Raw genomic sequence first — 21,032 nt, 5'->3', positions numbered from 1 at the left:
CCCTAGGAAAGGAGGCGGCATGGCACGAGCCGGAGTGACCGTCGAACGGCTCGCCGAAGCGGCGGCCGACCTGGCCGACGAGGTCGGGCTGGAGAACGTGACGGTCTCCGAGCTGGCCCGCCGCTTCGGCGTGAAGGACGCCAGCCTGTACTCCCACATCAGAAACGCCCACGAGCTACGCGTCCGGGTGGCCCTGCTCGCCCTGGCCGAACTCGCCGACCGGGCCGCCGCCGCGCTGGCCGGGCGGGCCGGCAAGGACGCGCTGGCCGCCTTCGCCAACGCCTACCGCGACTACGCCAGGGAGCACCCGGGCAGATACGCCGCCGCCCAGGTCGAACTCGACCCGGAGACCGTCAGGGCCGGCGCCGCCGGACGGCACGCGGAGATGATGCGGGCCATCCTGCGCGGCTACGCCCTGCCCGAACCCGCCCAGACCGACGCGGTCCGCCTGCTCGGCAGCACCTTCCACGGCTTCGTCGGCCTGGAGCGCTCGGGCGGCTTCAGCCACCACCCGCGCAGCGCCGACGCCTCCTGGGCACGCATCCTGGACACGCTCGACGTCGCGCTGCGCACCTGGCCTAGCTGACCCGCACGCTCTGCCGTACCCGGGTGTGGGTGGCGTCGTCGCAGGTGGAGCGGGCGCAGAAGTACAGCAGGAGCAGCGGCTTGACCGGCCGCTCCACCACGTAGCCGACGAAGCCCAGGCGGGAGGCTCCCTTGGGATCCTGGAGCGTGCCCTGGAAGCTGCGGGCCGGGCTGCTGCCGGCCTGGTCCTGCACCGGGTTCCTGGCGATGGTCACCTGGCCGGGCAGCAGGCCCTCCAGGGTGGACTTCATCTGGTCGGCGGTGGCGACGCCGTCGAGGGTGTCCGACACCTGGGCGTAGACCCCCGAGGCGACGGCCGGGTCGGCGGCGATGATGGGCGCCACCTGCGACCAGTCGGCGTTGGCCCCCGACACGAACAACGCCTCGAACTCCGCCGCCCGCGGCGACACCACGGCGAACACGTCCTCATGGGTGACGGCGATCCAGCCGGCCGGGTAGTCGAAGGTCAGCGGGGCCGCGACGCTGCTTTGGTACCTGGACCAGGACTCGCCCCGCTGGTTCACCAGCAAGAGCACCACCAGCACCAGGGCGGCCAGCGCCGCGGTCAGCGCCGCCAGCACGATCGGCAGCTTGCCGCCCCGCCGTACCCGGGAGGGCCTGGTGGCGGCGAAGACGGCCGGCGGCGTCCTCGGGGCGGTCTCGGCGGCGTGCCCGCTGATCGCGTCCCGGAGGGCGGCCACGAACGCGGTGCAGCTCGGGTAGCGCTGGTCGGGCGACTTGGCCAGCGCCCTGGCCATGACGCCGTCCACCTCCAGCGGCAGGTCCGGTCGTACCTGCGACAGCGGCGCGGGCTGCTCGGCCAGGTGCGCCCACAGCAGGGCGATGTCGTTGTCCCGCTGGAACGGCAGCCGCCCGGTCAGCGCCTCGTAGACCACGCAGGCCAGCGCGTACTGGTCGCAGCGCCCGTCCACGGTCTCCTTGTTGATCTGCTCGGGCGACATGTAGCGAGGCGTGCCGATGAACTGGTCGGTCTGGGTGAGCCCGGAGATCGAGGTGCGGTGCTTGGTGATGCCGAAGTCCGTCAGGTAGACGTGGTCGCCGGCCATCAGGATGTTGGCCGGCTTCACGTCGCGGTGGATCAGGTCGTGGGCGTGGGCGGCGTCCAGCGCGGCGGCCACCTGGGCGAAGATCATGTTGACCTGCGCCACCGGGAGCGGCCCCCGGTCGTAGATGAACCGGCGCAGATCGGAGCCGTCGACGTAGCGCATGGCGATGTACAGCACGCCCGACGGGTCGGCGTTGGCCTCGTAGATCGGGATGATGTTGGGGTGCTCGATGCTGGCGACGGTGCGCGATTCGAGGATGAAGCGCTGGCGGAAGCGGTCGTCCACGCTGAGCACCGGGTTGAGGATCTTCAGCGCCACCCGGCGGCCGAGCCGCGGGTCCAGCGCGAGGTAGACCACGGCCATGCCGCCCTTGCCGACGACGTTCTCGATGACGTATCCGGCGACCTCTTGCCCGATCAGCGACCTGTCGTTCACGTCGGCAGCCCGCAGTAGCCGCAGAAGCGGTGCCCCTGCCCGAGCCGCATGCCGCAGCCGGTGCAGTAGCGCTGCTCGGGGGCGGTCAGGACCGGGTTTGGCGCGGGCTGCAGCGCCTGGTCGCGCCGGACCACGACCGTCTCGGTGGAGCCCTCGTCGAAGCGTGGCAGCGCGCCGCCGATCGGGGGCGGCGCCGCCGGCGGCGGCTCAGGGGTACGGCGGCGCCGCCACAGCAGGACGGCGCCCGCGGCGGCGGCCACGAACAGCACGCCCGCGGCCGCGATGAACGGCCACAGCGGCATCGAGCCGCCCTGGTTCACCGGCGCCTGCCTGGTGCCGGCGTCCTCGGCGGTGCCGCGTTTGGCCAGCGCGGTCTTCAGGTGGGCGCCGGCCACGATGTGGCCGGGGTAGAGCTCCATCACGCGCTGGAAGCCGGGGGCGGCGAGGGTGTAGTACTTCGTGTGGAAGCGGGTGAGGGCGGCCTCGAAGTTGGCGTCGATGGCGCCGCGCCGCGGGGTGACGCCGGCGCCGGCGAGGGCCCCGGTGATCTCCCTGACGCCGATCATGCGGGCGTCCTTGCCGCCGCCCACGAGCATGCCGATGACGTGGCCGTCCTTGTCGCCGATGACGGGGGCGCCGAGCATGCCCTTGTCGGCCAGGCCGCCGAGCTTGACGGGCTCGTCGACCTTCTTCTCCGGGTCGGCGAACGGGCGCCCGCCCGCTCCGGCGCCGCCCTGGCCCAGGTGGGCGATCTCGACGGTGTGCTGGAGCCTGGGCGCGGGGCGGCCGAGGAAGCCGGCCACGTTGGTGGGCGAGCCCTGCTTGTCGGGGACCTTGTCGGCCAGGGGCGCGGTGGGCATGCCGGCGCTGCCGTCGGCGCGGCCGGTGGGCACGAGGACGGCGGGGCTGTCGGGGGTCGTGCCGGCCTTGACGATCTCGGCGGCGAAGCCCTTGGGGTCGGGCGGCGAGATGTTCGGAAATATCGTGATGCTGGGGGTGACGTTGATGAGGCACGTGGCGGTGGCCCGCTTGGGCGGGTAGCAGTCGCGCAGGTGCCGGTCGAGCTGCGGGTCGTCGAGCCGGTGCCGCTTGAAGTCCAGCGGCACCTTGACCTTGTGATGCTCGGAGAAGACCTTGTTGGCGGCGTAGAGGCGGACGTCCTCGGCGCTCTGCACGATCCGGGTGAGCGTCACGATGGCGCCCTCCGGATTCACCACGAGGCCGGTGCCCTTGCCGATCGGGATGTCGTAGGCACGTTCCACGTGCACGAGATCGCCGATGTGGTCCAGCAGGGTGATCTCCACGTGCGCCGTCGCCTCGACCCGGACCACCGCGGGCGTCACCAGGTCGGTGATGCCGCTCGGGTGTTCATGGGCGAGGGCCGGCAGGCCGGGCAGCATCACGGCGACCATCCCGGTCGCCGCCACAGCGCCCGCCAGAGCTGTGAGACGCGCCATCTCCGCTCCCCTACGAAATTGTTAGGACAAGCCTCCCAACCACCCGGCATAAGTCAAGGTCCCGGCACATAGACAAGCGCTTGCTCGGCAACCTACGGTGGACCCGATGAGCTACGTGATCGCCGTGGACGTGGGCGGCACCTTCACCGACGTGGTCCAGCGCGGCCCGGGCGGCCGGATCTCGGTGGCCAAGGTACTCAGCACGCATGACGATCCGGTCTCGGGCGTGACACAAGGCATCCGCAACGTCCTGACCGACCCGGCCGCCGTCACCAGGGTCGTCCACGCGACCACACTGGCCACCAACGCCATCCTGGAGCGCAAGGGCGTGCGCGTCGCCTACGTCACCACCCGCGGCTTCCGCTCGATGATCCCCCTCGGCCGCTACGCCCGCGTCGAGGAGGACCGCTACGACCTGCGCTTCACCCCGCCGCCCCCGCCGGTCGCCGCCGAGGACTGCTTCGAGGTGACCGAGCGCGTCTCCAGCGACGGCTCCGTCCTGACCCCCCTCGACGAGGACTCGGTACGGCGGGCCGCGCGGGAGATCGCCGCCCGCGGCATCACCTCGGCCGCGGTCTGCCTGCTGCACTCCTACGCCAACCCCGGCCACGAGCGCCTCGTGGCCCGGATCCTGCGCGAGCACGTGCCCGGTGTGGCCGTCTCCAGCGAGATCTGGCCGGAGATCCGCGAGTACGAACGGGCCACGACCACGATCATGTCCGCGTACGTGGGCCCCCTCATGTCCGGATATTTGGGCAGATTGCGTGGCAGTCTTCTGGAGCTGGGCATCGACGCGCCCGTGCACGTCATGGACTCCGGCGGCGGCGTCATCTCGGCCGACCTCGCCGCCCGCCGCGCCGTGGCCACGATCGAGTCCGGCCCCGCCGCCGGCGTCCTGGCCGCCGCCGCGACCGGGCTGCCCGCGGTCATCTCCTTCGACATGGGCGGCACCACGGCCAAGGCATGCCTGGTGCGCGACGGCGTCCCCAGCCTGACCCGCGAGTTCCACGTGGGCGGCAAGGGCAGCTTCGGCGGGCGCCGCGCCGGCACCGGCGTCCCCATCAAGACCCCGGCCATCGACCTGGCCGAGGTCGGCGCCGGGGGCGGCAGCATCGCCTGGGTGGACGCGGCCGGCGTCCTGCGCGTGGGTCCCCGCTCGGCCGGCTCCTCCCCCGGTCCCGCCTGCTACGCCCGCGGCGGCGCCGAGCCCACGGTGACCGACGCCAACCTCGTGCTCGGATACCTGTCGTCGGCCTCCATGCCCCTGTCGCGGCCGCTGGCGGTCAAGGCGCTGGAGCACGTCGCCGGGCCGCTCGGGGTGCCGGTCGAGGAGGCGGCGCTGGCCGTACACGAGATCGTGTGCGCGTCGATGGCGTCGGCGGTGCACGTGGTCACCGTGCAGCGCGGCATCGACCCGCGCGGGTTCACGCTGGTGGCCTTCGGCGGGGCGGGCCCCATGCACGCCTGCCGGGTCGCCGAGCGCTTCGGCATCGGCCGGGTTCTGGTCCCGGCGCACTGCGGCGTCGCCTCGGCCGCCGGGCTGCTGTCGGCGGTGCCGGCCACCGAACGGGTGCGCTCGGCGCTGCACGCCGCCGCCCCGGAGGAGATCTTCCGCGCGCTGGCCGGCGAGGCGGCGCACGACCTGGGCCTCCCGCTGTCGGCGTTGCGCGTCACCCGCCTGGTGGACGCCCGCTTCCGCGGCCAGGCCCACGAGCTGACCGTGGAGTGGGACGACCTGCCCACCGGATTCTTCACGAAATATGCCCAGGTGTACGGCGTGGCGCAGCAAGGCGAGATCGAACACGTCAGCTACCGCGTCCGGGTGACGCACCCCGAACCCGCCCCGCCCCTGAGGCCCGGACCGCCGGACCCGCGGCCCCCCGCGACCAGGACGATCCACCTCCCGGAGGCGGGCCCGGCGCAGGTCCCCGTGCACACCAGCCGCGCGTTCACCCGGCTCACCGGCCCCGCCGTCGTCGAGGACCCGGAGGCCACGATCGTCATCCCGCCCGGCTGGCAGGCCCGGCCGGACGCGGCGGGAGCCGTACTCCTGGAGCGGACATGATGGACCTGACCGCCGACGTGCTCCACCACGCGCTGGTCGTGGCCGCGGAGGAGGCCGGCATCGTGGTGGTCCGCTCGGCCTACTCCACGTTCATCGTCGAAGGCTCCGACGCCTCCGCCGCCATCCTGGACGCCGGCGGCCGCCTGATCGCCCACTCGACGGCTACCACGCTCATGAACAGCATGGCGCTCAAGGTCGCGCTCCCCGAGGTGCTGAAGGACCACCCCGTGATGCGCGACGGCGACGTGTACGCGCTCAACGACGCCTACCGGGGCGGCGTCCACACCAACGACCTGCTGGTGTACCGCCCGGTGTTCGTCGGCGGCGTCCCGCGCTACTTCACCGCCACCATGATCCACGTCTCGGACCTGGGCGGCCTGTCGGCGGGCGGCATGGCCCCGCTGGCCACCGACATCTTCCTGGAGGGCCTGCAACTGCCCCCCATCCTCCTGGCCACGGCAGACGGCGTGCTCCCGCAGGTCGAAGCCATCCTCCGGGCCAACAGCCGCACCCCTGACAAGGTCATGGGCGACGTCCGCGCGCTGATCGCCGGCACCGCCGTCGCCGCCGCCCGCCTGCGCGCCCTCATCGCGGAGTACGGCGAAGCGGGCCTGTCCACGGCCGTCGACGCCTACCTGGACCACACCGAGACCAGGACGAGAACCGCCCTGGCCGGCCTCCCGCCGGGCGCCTACACCGCCTCCTACCCCATCGACGACGACGGCCACGACCCCGCCACCCCGCACCACGTCCGGGTGACCGTCACCCTGACCGGTGAGGCGGCGATCCTGGACTTCGCCGGAACCGGCCCCCAGGTCCCCGCCGCGATCAACGCCTCCGCCTCGCAGTCGCTGGCCGCCGCCGTCTTCGCGGTGCGCTGCTTCCTGGACCCGGCCATCCCGATGAACGAAGGCTGCCTGCGCGCCCTGGACATCCGCCTGCCCGAGGGCTCCCTGCTGAACGCCCGCTCCCCCTACCCGTGCGGCGGCCGTTACGTCCCGATCTACGCCGCCATGGAGGCCGTCTTCGCCGCCCTGTCGGCCGCGCTGCCCGAGCGGGCGATCGCGGCGAGCGGCATCCTGCAGCCGTTCTCGATCGCCGCCGTGGGCGCTCCCTACTGGATCCACCTGGCCTACGACTTCGGCGGCGTGGGCGCCCGCCACGGCCTGGACGGCCCCGACGCCACCGGTGTCCACTTCGGCCTGGGCCGCAACTCCGTCCCCCAGGCCGAGCCGGTGGAATCCCGCTGCCCCCTGGTCGTCGAGGCGGTGGAGACCATCCCGGACTCCGGCGGCCCAGGCCGCTGGCGCGGCGGCCTGGGCACCCGCACCGTCTACCGCTTCCTGGCCGACTGCCACGTGACCACCCGCGGCGACCGCCTCCGCCTGCCTCCCCCGGGCCGCGCCGGCGGCCTGCCCGGCCGGGTGGGCGGCTTCTACAAACGCCGGGCCGACGGCACCCTGGAACGCCTGGCCGCCAAGGTCAACAACGTCCTTTTCCTGGCCGGGGAGTCCTTCATCGTCGAAACCACGGGCGGCGGCGGCATCGGCCCTCCCCACGACCGCCCCCGGGCGGAAGTGGAAGCCGACCTCCGCTCCGGCCACATCACCGAACGCGGTGCCAGGGAGGACTACTCGTCAAGCGCCTCCACGAGCACGCCGGGATCGAAGGCAACCTCAAAGGGTGCCTGAAAAGCAGCGACTTGCCCTGCTCGGTGAACCTGCGGGTCCCCGTAGCCCGTAGTGCCAAGGGTGTAGGCGTAGAGCGCCGGGCCCTCGTCCAGTTCGACCCTCCAGTAGGTGGTGATACCCGCCTCGGCGTAGGCGGCAGCCTTGACGAGGCGATCCCGTACTCTCGTGGTCGGGCTGACGATCTCTACAGCGAGGAGTATGTCGCTCGGGGCGAACATCAGCTCCACCGAACGCAGTCTCCTGACGGGAACGACAGCGATGTCCGGGATGAAGAAAGTCCGCTCGCTGATTCTGAGGTTCACCGTTGAGAGAGGCTGCAACCCAGGCGGTGCGGCTTCGTAGAGAAGCCGCTGCATCTGGAAGATCGCAAGCTGGTGGAGAGGGGAAGGGGCAGGACTCACCAGCAGGCTCCCGTTGATGAGCTCGTAGCGGTTCCCGTCATCCGGGAACTCGAGCAGGTCGTCGACGGTGAACGGCGGCTTTCCAGGTAGAACCGTGTCCCCGGGAAGCGCAGTCTCCGTGGCGGTCGGTTCGATCGTTGCCATCGCGGTCACCCACCCAGTATCGCGAGCACGGCCCTTGCCCACATGCTACTTCCCCGGATTTTCTTACTTTCCGTCACCGGGTCGCCACTTTTCGGCGCCTTCCCGGACCGCCGCATGAACCGCCCGCGCGATGCGCGCCCCCCACTCCGACCGAGGCCCCCCGAACACCTCCTCCGCCCCCGCCTCGGGCACCGCCACGCACACGGCGTCCGAAGCCGTCCCCGTACCCGGATACCCGGCCTCGGCCAGTGCCTGCGTCTTGGCCTCCGTGACCGTCATGACGGTGTTGACCAGGGCGGCGTCGGTCATGGGCACGGGGCAGCGGACCAGGATGTTGATCGTGCCCACGCGGATCGGGGCCAGTTCGGGGTCCGGCGCGCCTTCTGGGGCGGCGGCCCAGGTGGGGACGCGGAGGCCGACCGTGGCCCAGGCGGTGACGCCGCCGTCCGAGGCGGACACGCAGCGGTCCACCGAAGCGGCGGTCATCATGCCGACCCCGAGGCCGGGCGGAGCCAGGGAGGTCAGGTGGTCGGCCGGGTCCATGCGGGCGTATCCGGCGACCACCTGGGCGTTGAGGACCCAGGCGCGGGGGCCGATGCCGCCGCCGAGCATGGCCGAGGAGATCGTGCGCCAGCCGGGGCCCAGGTCCCACACCAGCATGCCCAGGCGGGCGCCGTCCTCCACCCGGTAGGTGAGGTTCACGGGCCGCCCCGGACGAGGTGGACGACCGGGCGGCCGTCCGGTCCCGGTTCGACCTTGACGTGGGCGTCGAAGTGTTCGCCCACGAGCGCCTCCGTCAGGACCTGGGCCGGCCGGCCGTGGGCGGCGGCGTGGCCGCGGGCCAGCAGGAGGAGGGTGTCGGCGTACTGGCCGGCCACGGTGAGGTCGTGCAGGGTCGAGACGACGGTCAGGCCGTCGGCCAGGCGGAGGCGGTCGACGAGTTCGAGGACCTGTTGCTGGTGGCCGAGGTCGAGGGCGGTGGTGGGCTCGTCCAGCAGGAGGACGGGCGCCTGCTGGGCGAGCGCTCTGGCCAGGACCACGCGCTGGCGTTCGCCGCCGGACAACTCGCTCAGGCGGCGCTCGGCCAGCGGGCCCAGGTCCAGGCGGTCCAGCACCGAGGCGGTGATCCTTCTGTCCTCGCGGCTCTCGCTGCCCAGATAGGAGATGTACGGCGTGCGGCCCAGGAGGGCGTAGCCGGAGACGGTCATGTCCGGTGGCAGGGCGGGGCTCTGGGGGGCGTAGGCGACCAGGCGGGCCCTGGCCCGGGGTTTGAGGGAGGCGGCGGGGCGGTCGGCGATGGTGACCTCGCCCCGGTGGGCGACGATGCCCATGACCGCTTTCAGGAGGGTGGACTTGCCGGCGCCGTTCGGGCCGATGACGGCCAGCCATTCGCCGCGCCGTACGGACAGGTGGACGTCCGTCAGCACCTCGCGCTCGCCCAGCGTGACCGACAGGCCGGTGCCGGCGATCATGTGGCGGTCCGGCGGGTCATGCGCAGCACCACGACGAAGAACGGCGCGCCGACGAACATGGTCACGACGCCGATGGGCAGTTCGGCGGGGGCGATGAGGGTGCGGGCGAGCAGGTCGGCCAGTACGAGGAAGGCGGCGCCGCCGATGAGCGACAGGGGCAGGACCATGCGGTAGGAGCCGCCGGCCAGGCGGCGCACGATGTGCGGGACGACGATGCCGACGAAGCCGATCAGGCCGCTGACCGCGACGGCGGCGGCGGTGGCCAGGGAGGCGGCCAGGAGGACGGCCAGCCGTACCCGGGAGGCGTGGACGCCGAGGGCGGTGGCCTCGTCGTCGCCCACGGACAGGACGTCGAGCATGCGGCCGTGCAGCAGCAGGGCGGTGGCGGAGACGGCGGCGTAGGGCAGGACGAGCCAGAACTGGTCCCAGCCGCCGCCGACGTCGCCGAGGATCCAGGAGTAGATGCGCTGGAGCTCCTCGACCTTGAACTGCTGCACGAACGTCTGGATCGCGGTGAGGAAGGAGGTGACCGCGACGCCGGCCAGGACCAGGGTGGCGGTGCCGCCGGAGCGGCCGGCGGTGTTGCCGAGCACGTATGCCAGCATGACGCCGCCGAGGGCGCCGAGGAAGGCGGCGACGGGGATGCTGAGGACCGGCGCGGGCACCAGCACGATGACCAGCGTCGTGGTGAGTCCGGCGCCGGCGGCGGCGCCGAGCAGGTACGGGTCGGCCAGCGGGTTGCGGAAGACGCCCTGGTAGCCGGCACCGGCCAGGGCGAGCAGGCCGCCGACGACGGCGGCGACCAGCACTCTGGGCAGGCGCAGTTCGTACAGCAGGCCCTTCTCGATGGGCGCGAGCCCGGAGTCGACGGTGACGAACGGCAGCCAGTCGGCGGCCTGCAGCACGACCTGCCAGGGTGAGATGCCGGCGGCGCCGCCCAGAAGCCCGGCGATCATGCCGGCGGCCAGCAGGACGAGCGCGCCCGCCATCCAGAGCGGGCGCGCCCGTGCGGGCCGGAGCCGCGTGCCGTGCACTACTTCGCGGCCGCCTTGCCGACGGAGGCCTCGATGGCCTTGGCCAGGTCGACGATGCGCGGCCCCCAGCGGGAGGCGAGGTCGTCGTCGAGCTGGATCACCTGGTCGTTCTCGATCGCCGACAGGCCCTTCCAGCCGGGCCGCTTGGCCAGGGTGTCCTTGCTCTGCTGGCAGCATTTGACGTCGGCCAGGAAGATGAGGTCGGGGTCGGACTTGGCGACGAACTCGGCCGACAGCTTGGGGTAGCCGCCGGCGGCGCCGGGCGCCTGGTCGGCGATGTTGGTCAGGCCGAACATGGCGTAGATCTGGCCGATGAAGGTGGAGGACGTGGCGGCGTAGGGCGTCGTGTCGAGCTCGTGGTAGTAGGTGAGCTTCTTGGCCTTCGGCGCGTTGGCGGAGAGCTTGTCCAGTTCGGCCTTCATGCCGGTGACGACCTGGTCGGCCTTGTCCTTGTTGCCGGTGGCGGCGCCGAGGTCGGCGATCTCGTCGTACGCCTCGTCGATCTTCACCGGGGCCGGTTCGAGCAGGACGGGCACGTTCAGCTTGCCCAGCTCGGCGACGATCTTGTCCTGGTCGTTGGCCAGGATGACGAGGTCGGGCTTCTTGGCGACGATGGCCTCGACGTTCGGCTTGAAGCCGGACAGGTCGCTCTTGGGCGCCTCGGCCGGGTAGGTGGACTGGTCGTCGACGGCGACGACCTGCGGGCCGGCGCCGATGGCGAAGAGCGTCTCGGTGGAGGTGGGCGAGAGCGAGATGATGCGCTCGGGCTTCTTCTCCAGGGTGACGGCGCCGTTGCCCGCCTGGACCGTCACCGGGAAACCGGCCGCCGCTGGGGCGGAGGACGAGGGAGCGGAGGAAGACGGGGCTGCGGACGGGGTGGTGGTCGTGCCGGTCTGACCGCAGGCGGTCAGGACGAGCGTTCCCAGCAGCGCGCCCGCGAAGGCCGTGCGTACGGGCCTCACGAGAAAGTCCTTTCACACTGTCGGAACCGAGAGACCCGCGGGTGAGCGACGGATCACCCTTTTCCACGAGGGTTGATGACGTCAGCGCGTGGCAGGCGACCTGGCTGTGACAGTTGCGGGACAGCGCCGGACTCGCACCGGACTTCGCTGCAACACTGCGCTTCGGACAAGCTTCGGACAAACGCTATCAATGCTCCGATGGTGGTCGGAGTCAAGGGGTGGTGACTTGAATCTCCGCCTCGGAGATGATGCGCTGCAGCCTCAGCCCGTGGGCGGCGTCGAGCGGGTGCCCGCCGCCCTGCCGTACGGTCTGCGCGAACTCCGCGGCGACCACGGCCAGCGGGTCGTCGTCGAAGCCGGGCAGGACGGCGTTGCCCTTGCGCCCGTAGACGGCGAACTGGGAGGGTGGCAGGTCGCCGGCGCCCGCCATGCAGAGGGAGACCTCGCTCACCGCGCCGCCCTCGTGGTCGAGCAGGAGGCCGACCCAGCCGAGCGGGTTGCCGTGGGCGCGTACGCCGGTGACCCGGCCGAGGGCGGCGTCGAGCAGGTCGATGACGTGGGGGCCGACGTCGAGCAGGGCGCCGCGCTGCAGCCGCCAGGGCGTGCCGAACGGGTGGTCGCCGGAGAGCACGGCGCTGACGTTGACGGCGTGGCCGCCGAACGGGTCGATCTCGGCGCAGCGTTCCAGGAACGCGCGGGTCTGCGGCGCGTAGCGCAGGGTCAGCAGCATCTGCGAGGCCACGCCCGTCTCCGCGACCGCCGCGGCCAGCCGTTCCGCGCCGTCGAGCGCGTCGGCGAGCGGCTTCTCCAGCAGCAGCGCCTTCCCGGCCCGCGCCGCCTTCACCCCCAGCTCAGCCTGTACGGCCGGCGGCACGCAGAAGCAGATCGCCGCGGAGGCGTCGAAGAGGTCCTCCAGCCGTTCGAAGACCGGGGCGCCGAGCCGTGCGGCGGCCTCGGGCCGGCGGGCCCACACGCCGACGAACTCGATCTCCGGGCTGGCGGCGAGCATGGGCGCGTGCGCCATCTCCGCCCACGGGCCCGCCCCGACCAATCCGACCTTCACCGGCTCCATAAGTCACCATTTAACCGGCAATTCAGTCAGACCTCGACCGACGATCGATCGCCGGTAGGAGATCGGGCCGGGAACCAGCCGCAGCCCGGGCAGCCGCCGGCCGAGCACCTCCAGCGCGGTGCGCAGCTGCAGCCGCCCGAGCGCCGCCCCGACGCAGAAGTGGATGCCGTAGCCGAAGACCAGGTGCGCGTCGGCGTTGGGCCGGTCGAGGTCGAAGACCTCGGGCTCGGCGAAGACGGCCTCGTCGTGCGCCGCCGAGTCGGTGGACAGCAGCACCAGCGACCCCGCCGGAATCGTCGCCCCGTGCAGGGAGACGTCAGTGGTGGCGTGACGGAACGAGCCCAGTGAGGCCCCGTCGATGCGCATGCACTCCTCGACCGCCCTGCCGAGCCTGTCCTGCGGCACCGGCCAGACGCCCTCGCGCAGCAGCCGCAGCACGCTGTTGCCGAGCTGGTTGGGCACGGTGTCGTTGCCGCCCAGGAGGATCGTGGAGATCAGCTCCACCACCTCCCGATGCGACAGCTCCCGCCCGATCAGCCCGGTCATCAGCGAGGTGAAGTCGTCACGCGGCTCGCGCGCCCGGGCGGCGACCAGCCGGTCGACGTAGTCCAGGTACTCCAGGAAGCTCCCGGCCAGCTCGAGCTGGCGATCCGGCGGCTGCGGCGACAGGAACAGCTGGAACCAGTCCTTCACGTGCGCCTGCACGTGCGCCTCGTCGGCCTCCGGCACCCCGATGAACCGGGCGGTCAGCTTGACCGACGGCTCGTGCCCGATGTCGCGGACGAAGTCCGCCTCGCCCCGGGACACGATCCGGTCCAGCAGGTCCTCGTTGAGCGCCCGGAAGCGATGCTCCAGCGCGGCGACCGCCCGTGGCGTGAACGCCCGCGAGACCGACCGGCGCAGGCGCGTGTGGTCGGGCGGGTCCACGTTCGCCACGAAGCTGGACAGGAACGAGCCGTGCTCGCCCAGCTTCTCCCTGGTCGCGGCGGTCAGGCTGCGCGAGATCGTGAGAGAGCCCCTGGAGGAGAACCGCACGGGGTCGCCGTAGGCGGCACGCACGTCGGCGTGCCGGGTCAGGACGTAGGCGCCGAGGTGCGCGCTGTGGAAGACCGGCTGCTCGCGCCGCAACCGCCTCAGGAAGTCGTACGGCGCGGCGACGTGCCAGTCGGAGCTGACGTCGAAGTCCATCCAAAGATCCTTCGCGGGTTGTCGACGAGCATGAGCTGGATCTGCGCCTCGGTGACGCCACGCTCGCGCAGCGCGGGCAGCACGTCACGGGAGATGTGCAGGAGGTGGTAGTCCGGGTGGCGGCGCCGTACGACGTCGGCGTCGAAGCGGTCGTTGAAGCAGTAGGAGTCGTGGGAGAGCACCAGGCGGCCGGCGTGGCCGCGGGCGCAGAGGTCGGCCACGATCCGGACGCGGTCGGCGAAGGGGCTGATCGTGTCGATGCCGAAGCGGTCCATGCCCAGGTAGGAGCCGCCGGCCAGGAGCTCTTCGAGGTAGGCCAGGTCGGTGGAGTCGCCGGCGTGGCCGATGACCACGCGGGAGAGGTCCACGCCGCAGGAGGCCAGCAGGCGCTGCTGGTCGAGGCCGCCGGGCTCGTGGCTGTGGGTGGTGATGGGGGCGCCGGTGGCCAGGTGGGCTTCGGCCACGGCGCGGAAGATGCGGCGGCAGTTGGGGGTCATGCCGGGTTTGTCCGTGGCGCACTTGAGCATGGCGGCCTTGACGCCGGTGCGGCCGATGCCCTCGGTGAGGTCGCGGACGAAGAACTCGGCCAGCCGGTCCCGGCCGCCGAAGAGCGAGCCGGGGCCGCGGTTGCCGAAGTACGGCGGCAGCGCGTCGTAGGTGTAGAGCCCGGTGGCGGCCACGATGTTGACCGAGGTCAGCTCGGCCACCCGCTGCACGGCGGGCACGTAGCGGCCGAGGCCGACGACGGTGAGGTCCACGATCGAGTCGATGCCCTCGGCCTTGAGCGCCTCCAGCTTCCCCGCGGCCTCACGGGCGCGGGCCTCCAGGTCCCAGCCTTCGGGGATGTCCGGCCAGTTCCAGAGGATCTCGGGGCTCAGCCCGAAGACGTGCTCGTGCATGAGCGTCGCGCCGAGGTCGGCGACGGGCCCCTTCACGGTTTCGGGCACGGGAACCTCGGGTGCTCGAACGGCTCGTTGACGCGCAGGCCGAGCCCGTCGGTCTGCTTGTACGGCGCGCCCGTGTAGAGGGCGGCGGCGTCGAAGTAGGTGACGGTGAACGACAGGCGGGTCTCCGCGCGCCGGTTGACCGGGGCGCCGTGCACGGTGAGGGCGTGGTGCACGGTGGCGTCGCCGGCCTTGAGGTCGAGCGGCGGCGACAGCTCCAGGTCGCCGAGCCAGGGATGCAGGCTGAGCTGGTCGTCGCCTTCGGCGGTGAAGCTGCGCCCGAGCAGGCCGTGGCGGTGGGAGCCGGTGTAGAAGCGCAGCGCGCCCATGTCGGCGGGCACGTCCACGAGCGCGAGCCAGACGGTGAGCATGGCCGAGCGGTCCATGGGCATCCAGGGGAAGTCCTGGTGGAACTGGGTGGCCCCGTGCTCACCCGGCTCCTTGACCAGCAGGTTCGTCACCTGGACGCGGACGGCGGCGACGTCGTGCAGCATGGCGGCGGCGGTGGCGGCCAGCGCGGGGCTGACGGCCAGGGCGGCGAACGCCTCGTCCCGCTCGGCGATGTCGCGGGACTGGCCGAACGCCTGGTCGATGATGCCGCCTGCCGCGTCGCGCCGGTCGCGGAGGTGCTCCAGGGCGCGTTCGCGCAGCATGTCCACGGTCGCCGGATCCACCAGGCGGGCCAGCCGTACCCACCCCTGTTCCCTGAAGGCGGCGACCTCGTCGGCGTTCGCCTGCCGTACCCGGATGTCCATGACCCCGATGTTGGTAGCAAGCGCTTGGTAAGTCCAGCGCGAACGGGAAGGAGCCCTTGCCGGATAGCCAAGCGCTTGGTTGGATGTCCGCATGCGGCCCTTCCGGTTCGGCGCGGTGGTACGGCAGGCGGACTCGGCCAAGGCGTGGGCGGAACAGGCCAGGCGGCTGGAGGGCACCGGGTTCGACGTGATGCTCGTCCCCGACCACCTCGTCGGCGAGCGCCTGGCCCCGATCCCCGCCCTCGCGGCGGCCGCCGCGGCCACCACGCGGCTGCGCCTGGGCACGATGGTGCTGGCCAACGACTTCCGGCACCCGGCGGCCCTGGCCAAGGAGCTGGCCACGCTGGACGTGCTGTCCGACGGCCGGGCCGAGCCCGGCATCGGCACCGGCTGGATGGCCGGCGACTACGCGGCGGCGGGACTGCCCCTGGACCCGCCGGGCGTACGGCTGGAACGGCTGGCCGAGGCGCTGGCCGTGCTCAAGGGGCTGTGGGGCGAGGGGTCGTTCACCCATCACGGCGCCCACTACCGGGTGGAGGGCCTGGATCTCTATCCGAAGCCGGTGCAGCGCCCGCGTCCGCCGTTGCTGCTGGCCGGCGGCGGCCCCCGGCTGCTGCGCCTGGCCGCGCGGGAGGCGGCCTCGGTCAACCTGACGACCCGGGTGCTGCCGGACGGCTCGGGACCCGACCCCGCCGACGGCGGCCTGGACGCCTTCCTCGCCAAGATCGCCCTGGTCGAGGACGCCGCCCCGGGGCCGATCGAGCTGGGCACCAGCATCCTGGAACTGGGCGAGGCCAAGGCGGCGGCCTGGAGCCACGCCGACACCTCGGGCCTGGCCGCCACCCCCCAGGTCCTCCACGGCACCCGTCACGATATTTCCGACAAACTCCGTCACTGGCGGGCCGAACATGGCCTGACCTACTTCGTCCTCCACCACGACCGGGACCTCGACGCGTTCGCCCCGATCGTGGAAGAGCTGGCCTGACCTGCGGGGAAGTGCCGCGATGGCCACCTGGTTTGATGGTTTCATGAGGGAACTTCTGCTGCTCAGGCATGGCGAGACCGAGTGGAGCAAGAACGGCAGGCACACCGGCCGCACCGATCTGCCGCTGACCTCTTACGGCGAGAGCCAGGCCGCCGCCCTGGCGCCGCTGGTGAAGGGGAAGACGTTCGACCTGGTGCTGGTGAGCCCCGCGCAGCGCGCCAGGCGCACCGCGGAACTGGCCGGCCTGACCGACTACGAGGTGGACCCGGACCTGTGGGAATGGGACTACGGCGGCTACGAGGGCATCACCACGGCCACGATCCGCGAGACCCGGCCCGGCTGGTACCTCTGGCGTGACGGCGTGATCCCCGGCGACGCCGCCCATCCCGGCGAGAGCGCCGCCGAGGTCGGCGCCCGCGCCGACCGGGTGATCGCCCGGGCCAGGGCGGCGCAGGGCGAGGTGGCCCTGGTGGCGCACGGCCACTTCCTGCGCGTGCTGACCGCCCGCTGGCTGGGGCTGCCGCCCGCGGACGGCCGCCTGTTCCGCCTGGACACCGGCACCTACTCCAGGCTCGGCTTCGAGCACGCCGAGCCGGTCGTCCTCAGCTGGAACGCGCCGGTGCTCAGCTGACCCTGCTGCGGGTGGCCGAGACGTGCAGGCTCCTGGTCACCAGCCAGGCGCGCAGTGAGCCGGTCCGCGGGTCGAAGGCGCCCGGCCGCTCCCACAGGGCGACGAACACCTCCTGGGTCACCTCCTCCGCGGCCGCCGCGGAGCCGGTGACCTTGACGGCGACGCCGTACACATAGGGGGCGTAGGCGTCGTAGGCGCTCTCCAGCGCGTGCGGATCGCCGCTGATGAGACGCGCCCGCACGTCCTCGTCCGAGATCATCAGTCGCACCCCAGAGTGGCCGCGGCGGCGACCAGGTCGCGGGCCAGTCCCGGATCGCCCTCGGCCGCGTAGGCGAACTCGGGCGCCCGCCCGGCCACCAAGCGGCAGAAGCCGACGGCCTCGGCCGACAGCAACACCGCGACCCGTTCCGAGGGCTCGGCCAGCGGCACCGTCCAGCTTCCGCCGCCCGGCCCGGTCAGCACGAACGTGGCCGAGACGTGCCGGCGCGGCCCCTTCATCGCCCGGGGCAGCATGGCCAGCCCGAACTCCACGATCTGCCTGACGTGCGCGTCCGCGGGCGGATCCCCGCGCGGGCGGCCGAGCGCGGCCCTGATGTCGTCGGCGTGCGTCCAGGTCTCGAAGGTCCGCTGCACCATCGCCTGGCGCAGCGAGCCGCGCGCCGGGCCGGTGCCCGCCAGCGCCATGTCCACGCCGAGCAGCGCGTGCGCGCCGCCGGAGACCCGTTCGAGCAGCTCGCCCGCCTGATCGCGCCAGCGCCGGTGCACGGGCGCCTCCCGCGCCCGCACCCCCATGAACTGCGCCACCCGCGCGTCGTTGGCGGCCAGGTGCTCGACCATCGCGCGCACGGTGCCGTGCTTGACCACCGGCGCGTCCCACTGCGGCGTGCTCAGCTCGGTGAGCAGCTCGTCCATGAGCGCCACCTGCGTCGCGTACGGCACCGCCACCGCCATCACCTCGGGCGGGGCCGGCTCCCTGCGCCGGCGGGCCAGGGACAGCATGGTCTCGCGCAGCCTGGCGGGAGGGGCGAGCGCCGGGTCCGGCCGGTCCAGCAGGGCGATCGCGGCCGTGCACTCCGGGCACGCGGCCACGTGATCGTCGGGACTCTGGCCGTCGAAGAGGTACGGGTCCGTCATGGGCAACCTCCGCAGCCCGACGCTACGTCCCCGTGACGCCCCCGTCGAGTGCCAGCTTGCTACCCGGGAACGGCGCCAGAACGGTTTCCCGCCACGGGCCGTCGAGGAAGGCGCGGGCCCGCTCGCGCCAGGCGGGCAGCCGGTCGTCGGCCGGGACCTCGTCGTCCAGGCCGAGCGCGGCGTCGTGCGCACGCTGGACGGCCAGATGGGAGTCCAGCGACATGCCCCAGACGGTGACCGCCTCGGTGTCGCAGAACAGCACCTCGTACAGGCCGACCAGCCGGTGCCCGTGCTCGGCCAGGATCGGGGCGCGCTCGGTCCGCACCGCCTCCAGGTAGTCCAGGGCGGCGCCGGGCCGGACCCGGGCGCTCTCGAACAGGTAGAACTCGGCGGCGTACCCCTCGGCCACCAGCCCGGCCAGCGCGGGCGAGCCGGCCACGGCGCCGAGCGGGCGGGAGAAGGCGGAGAAGCGCAGGTCGTCGATGTCGGAGAGGAACAGCCGGTCGTCGACGCCCTGGTAGATCTCCATCATCTGCCGCCAGCCGCCGTCCCAGCCGCCGTGGCAGTCCCAGAGCGTGACCGCCTTGAACTGCGGGTGGCCGGTGATGCCCACGGCGTAGAAGGCGCCGACCAGGTCGATCTCCCGGGACCTGATCGACATGCCCTCCGTCAGGGCAGGCTGCCGCCTGCTCTCGTCCTCGCGCTTGTACCGGGTCAGCCAGGCGAGGTACTCCGTCGGCCTGCGGGAGTTCATGGGCCGGAAGTCGACCTCTTCGAGCAGGTAGATGCCTCGCCGCACGCGCCACCTCACCTATTAGCCAAGCGTTTGCTTGGCTTGCAGGGTATCAGGTTGCGGACCACGGCCGGTCAGCCATTCCAGGACACGCCGATGACCGGACTCGGCATCCTGGTAATGCCCCCAGTGCCAGTACCGCGGCTGGTCACGGATGCCGGTGATCCAGGTGCGGTAGGAGACGGCGCCGTCCGCCGGCGCCACGCCGTACGTGCGGACGACGACCTTGCCGCCGGGTGCCAGGAGCACGTCGTCGGCGATCGGGTAGAGAGTCAGCTGGTCGAGCATGGGCCGATCCTCACAGAGCGCGGGATTCGGCCCATTACGCCCCCGCAGCGCCGCCGTTACGCGGCGGCGTTCCCGGTAAAAACGGCGTTACACCAGCAGGCCGTCGAACTCTCCGTCCTTCACCCCGAGCATGAGCGCCCGGATCTCCTCGCGGGTGTAGATCAGGGCCGGCCCGTCGGGGAATCGCGAGTTGCGGACCGCGATCGCCCCGTCGGGGAGCTCGGCGAGCTCCACGCAGTTGCCCTGCGAGTTGCTGTAGCGGCTCTTGCGCCAGGCCACCTGCTTGAGGTCGGCCGCGGGCATGCCGTTATACGTGTGCTTCATTTAGATCTTTCTGAGATGACCGCCGATGAGCTCCACGGTGCCCCCTGGCGTGGTGCTCTCCACGCACAACTGCTCCATCGCGGTGAGGTACGGGTCGACGTCCTCACGCTTGTCGAGGTACAGGGCACCCCAGAGCTGTTCGACGTATACGACGTCCGACAAATCGGACTCGGGAAACCGCAAGATGCTGAATGCGCCTCCTTCAGCGGCGTGCATGCCGTACCTGAAGGGCATCACCTGAATCGTGATGTTGGGGAGGGCGGCGACCTCCAGCAGGTGCTGCAGTTGCTCGGCCATGATCTCTCTCCCCCCGATGGTCCGCATGAGCGTCGCTTCGTCGATGACCGCCCAGAGCCTCGGGCCGTCCTTCTGGGTGAAGCGCTCTTGCCGTTGCAAGCGCAGATGCACGCGGCTTTCTATCTGCTCCGGGGTTGCATCGGGGTTGCCGAGCCGGTACACGGATCGCGCGTAGTTGGCCGTCTGCAGCAGGCCGGGCACGTGCTGCACCTCGTAGGTGCGGATCACGCTCGCCGCCTCCTCCAGTCCCACATACGTGGTGAACCAGCCCGGCAGCACGGATGAGTACTTGTGCCACCAGCCGGGGGTGTTGGCCTCGCGGACCATTTCCAGCAGCGCTCGCCGCTCGGCGTCGTCGCTGACGCCGTACAGCGTGAGCAGGTCTTCTACGTCACGTGTCTTGAAGCCGACGCGGCCCAGCTCCATCCGGCTGATCTTCGATTCCGAAGCCCGGATGTGGAAACCGGCCTGGCCGCGGTCGAGACCGCTGTTCTCGCGCAGGCGCCTCAGGCTCGCCCCGAGCATGATGCGCCGAACAGTCGATGCGGAACCCGGCGGATCGATGGACACGTGCTGCTCCTTGGTCGATTCCTTGTCACACAGTCTGTCACTTCACGGCCGAAAGATCATGGGCCGCGGACAAGATCCCCTTTCCCGCCGATTGACCATTTGATGGCCAACGGTAGCGCTCCGCGCGTGCTTCTGCACGTGCATTCGCTCTTGCACCTGCACGAGAGTTTGCCGCACAATGATCAACGTGCAATCCACCTTGGCGCACGGCCAATGGACCACGTTCGACTGGTGGCCCCCGGTCGGCTGGTGGCCCGAGGCGGCGCGAGATCTCCTGGTGTCCGGTCCCCACGCGAGCGCCACCTTCGTCCTGCCGCCCGCCGCGCTCTCCGTGCACTCCGCCCGCATCTTCACCTCCGGCACGCTGTCCGGATGGGGCCTGGCCGAGCTGAGCGAGAACCTCGAACTCGTCGTCTCCGAACTGGCGACCAACGCCCTGCGCCACGGCCTGCGCCTCAACGAGCCCCACCGCCAGCGCCCCGTCCACATGTCCCTGGTACGGCGCGGCCCCCTCGTCACCTGCGCCTTCACCGACCCGGGCACCTCGGTCCCGGTCCTGCGCTACCCGGGCCCCCTGGACGCCGGCGGGCTGGGGCTGCACATCGTCGACTCGCTCAGCATGCGCTGGGGATGGTCCGCGCTGGCCCCCCACGGGAAGATCGTCTGGGCCGTCCTGTCCTGACAGCCCTCTTGACTGGGTTCCGCTGCACTACCGTGGATGGTCATGGCTCACGGCGA

At 71.9% G+C, this 21,032-nt stretch carries 23 protein-coding genes; 6 read left to right on the top strand and 17 right to left on the bottom strand.

Going from position 1 to position 21,032, the window contains the following annotated elements; all coding sequences use genetic code 11:
- Positions 1-19 precede the first annotated feature (19 nt).
- Complete coding sequence (locus tag FVE25_RS00305) at positions 20-586, top strand: TetR-like C-terminal domain-containing protein (RefSeq protein WP_157244320.1); 567 nt, start codon at positions 20-22, stop codon at positions 584-586.
- Here FVE25_RS00305 and FVE25_RS00300 read toward each other — a convergent pair.
- Positions 579-2,087, bottom strand: coding sequence for a serine/threonine protein kinase (locus FVE25_RS00300; protein ID WP_246266476.1), 1,509 nt, complete (start codon positions 2,085-2,087; stop codon positions 579-581). The two genes, FVE25_RS00305 and FVE25_RS00300, sit on opposite strands and share 8 nt — an antisense overlap.
- Entirely contained in the window at positions 2,084-3,544 is a 1,461-nt protein-coding gene (locus FVE25_RS00295) for a hypothetical protein (protein ID WP_157244319.1), read from the bottom strand. Before FVE25_RS00295 ends, FVE25_RS00300 begins: the two co-directional genes overlap by 4 nt.
- 106 nt (positions 3,545-3,650) lie before the next feature.
- On the opposite strand from FVE25_RS00295, the gene FVE25_RS00290 reads away from it, so the two are divergent.
- Together FVE25_RS00290 and FVE25_RS00285 are read left to right on the top strand one after the other, a co-directional pair.
- Positions 3,651-5,609, top strand: a complete 1,959-nt coding sequence (locus FVE25_RS00290) for a hydantoinase/oxoprolinase family protein (RefSeq protein ID WP_157244318.1) — start codon at positions 3,651-3,653, stop codon at positions 5,607-5,609.
- Positions 5,606-7,300 (top strand): hydantoinase B/oxoprolinase family protein, encoded by a 1,695-nt coding sequence (locus FVE25_RS00285; protein WP_157244317.1) that lies wholly within the window; start codon positions 5,606-5,608, stop codon positions 7,298-7,300. Before FVE25_RS00290 ends, FVE25_RS00285 begins: the two co-directional genes overlap by 4 nt.
- Here FVE25_RS00285 and FVE25_RS00280 read toward each other — a convergent pair.
- The 9 genes from FVE25_RS00280 to FVE25_RS00240 form a co-directional block, all read right to left on the bottom strand.
- A complete protein-coding gene (locus FVE25_RS00280) occupies positions 7,240-7,845 on the bottom strand; it encodes a Uma2 family endonuclease (RefSeq protein WP_157244316.1) in 606 nt (201 codons plus the stop codon). The genes FVE25_RS00285 and FVE25_RS00280 overlap by 61 nt on opposite strands.
- A 63-nt stretch (positions 7,846-7,908) precedes the next feature.
- Positions 7,909-8,547: an adenosylcobinamide amidohydrolase gene (locus FVE25_RS00275; RefSeq protein ID WP_246266475.1), complete on the bottom strand. Its 639-nt coding sequence runs from the start codon at positions 8,545-8,547 to the stop codon at positions 7,909-7,911.
- Positions 8,544-9,317 (bottom strand): ABC transporter ATP-binding protein, encoded by a 774-nt coding sequence (locus tag FVE25_RS00270; protein WP_157244315.1) that lies wholly within the window; start codon positions 9,315-9,317, stop codon positions 8,544-8,546. The genes FVE25_RS00275 and FVE25_RS00270 overlap by 4 nt, the downstream gene beginning before the upstream one ends.
- Entirely contained in the window at positions 9,314-10,306 is a 993-nt protein-coding gene (locus tag FVE25_RS00265; protein WP_157245419.1) for a FecCD family ABC transporter permease, read from the bottom strand. Before FVE25_RS00265 ends, FVE25_RS00270 begins: the two co-directional genes overlap by 4 nt.
- A gap of 44 nt (positions 10,307-10,350) precedes the next feature.
- Positions 10,351-11,313 carry an ABC transporter substrate-binding protein gene (locus FVE25_RS00260; RefSeq protein WP_157244314.1) on the bottom strand — a complete coding sequence of 321 codons (963 nt, stop codon included), beginning with the start codon at positions 11,311-11,313 and terminating at the stop codon, positions 10,351-10,353.
- Between the two features lie 211 nt (positions 11,314-11,524).
- Complete coding sequence (locus tag FVE25_RS00255; protein ID WP_157244313.1) at positions 11,525-12,385, bottom strand: Gfo/Idh/MocA family protein; 861 nt, start codon at positions 12,383-12,385, stop codon at positions 11,525-11,527.
- 3 nt (positions 12,386-12,388) lie between these two features.
- On the bottom strand, positions 12,389-13,573 hold the full coding sequence (locus FVE25_RS00250; RefSeq protein WP_157244312.1) for a cytochrome P450: 1,185 nt from the start codon (positions 13,571-13,573) through the stop codon (positions 12,389-12,391).
- On the bottom strand, positions 13,519-14,520 hold the full coding sequence (locus FVE25_RS00245; RefSeq protein ID WP_246266473.1) for a phosphotriesterase family protein: 1,002 nt from the start codon (positions 14,518-14,520) through the stop codon (positions 13,519-13,521). Before FVE25_RS00245 ends, FVE25_RS00250 begins: the two co-directional genes overlap by 55 nt.
- Complete coding sequence (locus FVE25_RS00240; RefSeq protein WP_157244311.1) at positions 14,505-15,272, bottom strand: phytanoyl-CoA dioxygenase family protein; 768 nt, start codon at positions 15,270-15,272, stop codon at positions 14,505-14,507. Before FVE25_RS00240 ends, FVE25_RS00245 begins: the two co-directional genes overlap by 16 nt.
- A 91-nt stretch (positions 15,273-15,363) precedes the next feature.
- Between FVE25_RS00240 and FVE25_RS00235 the strand changes: the two genes are divergently transcribed.
- Positions 15,364-16,257, top strand: a complete 894-nt coding sequence (locus FVE25_RS00235) for a TIGR03621 family F420-dependent LLM class oxidoreductase (protein ID WP_157244310.1) — start codon at positions 15,364-15,366, stop codon at positions 16,255-16,257.
- Between the two features lie 43 nt (positions 16,258-16,300).
- Positions 16,301-16,888: a histidine phosphatase family protein gene (locus FVE25_RS00230; RefSeq protein WP_157244309.1), complete on the top strand. Its 588-nt coding sequence runs from the start codon at positions 16,301-16,303 to the stop codon at positions 16,886-16,888.
- Here the strand turns inward: FVE25_RS00230 and FVE25_RS00225 are convergent.
- From FVE25_RS00225 to FVE25_RS00200, 6 genes are all read right to left on the bottom strand, one after another.
- On the bottom strand, positions 16,881-17,147 hold the full coding sequence (locus tag FVE25_RS00225; RefSeq protein WP_157244308.1) for a sigma factor: 267 nt from the start codon (positions 17,145-17,147) through the stop codon (positions 16,881-16,883). The two genes, FVE25_RS00230 and FVE25_RS00225, sit on opposite strands and share 8 nt — an antisense overlap.
- Positions 17,147-18,022 (bottom strand): maleylpyruvate isomerase family mycothiol-dependent enzyme, encoded by an 876-nt coding sequence (locus FVE25_RS00220; protein ID WP_157244307.1) that lies wholly within the window; start codon positions 18,020-18,022, stop codon positions 17,147-17,149. Before FVE25_RS00220 ends, FVE25_RS00225 begins: the two co-directional genes overlap by 1 nt.
- A 22-nt stretch (positions 18,023-18,044) precedes the next feature.
- On the bottom strand, positions 18,045-18,821 hold the full coding sequence (locus FVE25_RS00215; protein ID WP_157244306.1) for a hypothetical protein: 777 nt from the start codon (positions 18,819-18,821) through the stop codon (positions 18,045-18,047).
- A gap of 15 nt (positions 18,822-18,836) precedes the next feature.
- Positions 18,837-19,103, bottom strand: a complete 267-nt coding sequence (locus FVE25_RS00210; RefSeq protein WP_157244305.1) for a 3'-5' exonuclease family protein — start codon at positions 19,101-19,103, stop codon at positions 18,837-18,839.
- Positions 19,104-19,190: 87 nt separating this feature from the next.
- Positions 19,191-19,427, bottom strand: a complete 237-nt coding sequence (locus tag FVE25_RS00205; protein ID WP_157244304.1) for a DUF397 domain-containing protein — start codon at positions 19,425-19,427, stop codon at positions 19,191-19,193.
- Positions 19,428-20,249: a helix-turn-helix domain-containing protein gene (locus FVE25_RS00200; protein WP_157245417.1), complete on the bottom strand. Its 822-nt coding sequence runs from the start codon at positions 20,247-20,249 to the stop codon at positions 19,428-19,430.
- A 223-nt stretch (positions 20,250-20,472) separates the two neighbouring features.
- Between FVE25_RS00200 and FVE25_RS00195 the strand changes: the two genes are divergently transcribed.
- On the top strand, positions 20,473-20,976 hold the full coding sequence (locus FVE25_RS00195; RefSeq protein WP_157244303.1) for an ATP-binding protein: 504 nt from the start codon (positions 20,473-20,475) through the stop codon (positions 20,974-20,976).
- Positions 20,977-21,032: the final 56 nt, after the last annotated feature.

Source organism: Nonomuraea typhae, from assembly GCF_009760925.1.
Classification (GTDB): Bacteria; Actinomycetota; Actinomycetes; order Streptosporangiales; family Streptosporangiaceae; genus Nonomuraea; species Nonomuraea typhae.
Note: the sequence above shows the minus strand (reverse complement) of the source record. Positions and strands in the feature narration are given on the sequence as shown.

What these genes read in the sequence shown, in the direction of transcription:
- FVE25_RS00305 (WP_157244320.1), top strand. Translation starts at nt 20, where the DNA reads ATGGCACGAGCCGGAGTGACCGTCGAACGGCTCGCCGAAGCGGCGGCC.
- FVE25_RS00295 (WP_157244319.1), bottom strand. Translation starts at nt 3,544, where the DNA reads ATGGCGCGTCTCACAGCTCTGGCGGGCGCTGTGGCGGCGACCGGGATG.
- FVE25_RS00290 (WP_157244318.1), top strand. Translation starts at nt 3,651, where the DNA reads ATGAGCTACGTGATCGCCGTGGACGTGGGCGGCACCTTCACCGACGTG.
- FVE25_RS00285 (WP_157244317.1), top strand. Translation starts at nt 5,606, where the DNA reads ATGATGGACCTGACCGCCGACGTGCTCCACCACGCGCTGGTCGTGGCC.
- FVE25_RS00280 (WP_157244316.1), bottom strand. Translation starts at nt 7,845, where the DNA reads ATGGCAACGATCGAACCGACCGCCACGGAGACTGCGCTTCCCGGGGAC.
- FVE25_RS00270 (WP_157244315.1), bottom strand. Translation starts at nt 9,317, where the DNA reads ATGATCGCCGGCACCGGCCTGTCGGTCACGCTGGGCGAGCGCGAGGTG.
- FVE25_RS00265 (WP_157245419.1), bottom strand. Translation starts at nt 10,306, where the DNA reads ATGGCGGGCGCGCTCGTCCTGCTGGCCGCCGGCATGATCGCCGGGCTT.
- FVE25_RS00255 (WP_157244313.1), bottom strand. Translation starts at nt 12,385, where the DNA reads ATGGAGCCGGTGAAGGTCGGATTGGTCGGGGCGGGCCCGTGGGCGGAG.
- FVE25_RS00250 (WP_157244312.1), bottom strand. Translation starts at nt 13,573, where the DNA reads ATGGACTTCGACGTCAGCTCCGACTGGCACGTCGCCGCGCCGTACGAC.
- FVE25_RS00240 (WP_157244311.1), bottom strand. Translation starts at nt 15,272, where the DNA reads ATGGACATCCGGGTACGGCAGGCGAACGCCGACGAGGTCGCCGCCTTC.
- FVE25_RS00235 (WP_157244310.1), top strand. Translation starts at nt 15,364, where the DNA reads ATGCGGCCCTTCCGGTTCGGCGCGGTGGTACGGCAGGCGGACTCGGCC.
- FVE25_RS00230 (WP_157244309.1), top strand. Translation starts at nt 16,301, where the DNA reads ATGAGGGAACTTCTGCTGCTCAGGCATGGCGAGACCGAGTGGAGCAAG.
- FVE25_RS00225 (WP_157244308.1), bottom strand. Translation starts at nt 17,147, where the DNA reads ATGATCTCGGACGAGGACGTGCGGGCGCGTCTCATCAGCGGCGATCCG.
- FVE25_RS00220 (WP_157244307.1), bottom strand. Translation starts at nt 18,022, where the DNA reads ATGACGGACCCGTACCTCTTCGACGGCCAGAGTCCCGACGATCACGTG.
- FVE25_RS00210 (WP_157244305.1), bottom strand. Translation starts at nt 19,103, where the DNA reads ATGCTCGACCAGCTGACTCTCTACCCGATCGCCGACGACGTGCTCCTG.
- FVE25_RS00205 (WP_157244304.1), bottom strand. Translation starts at nt 19,427, where the DNA reads ATGAAGCACACGTATAACGGCATGCCCGCGGCCGACCTCAAGCAGGTG.
- FVE25_RS00200 (WP_157245417.1), bottom strand. Translation starts at nt 20,249, where the DNA reads ATGCTCGGGGCGAGCCTGAGGCGCCTGCGCGAGAACAGCGGTCTCGAC.
- FVE25_RS00195 (WP_157244303.1), top strand. Translation starts at nt 20,473, where the DNA reads ATGATCAACGTGCAATCCACCTTGGCGCACGGCCAATGGACCACGTTC.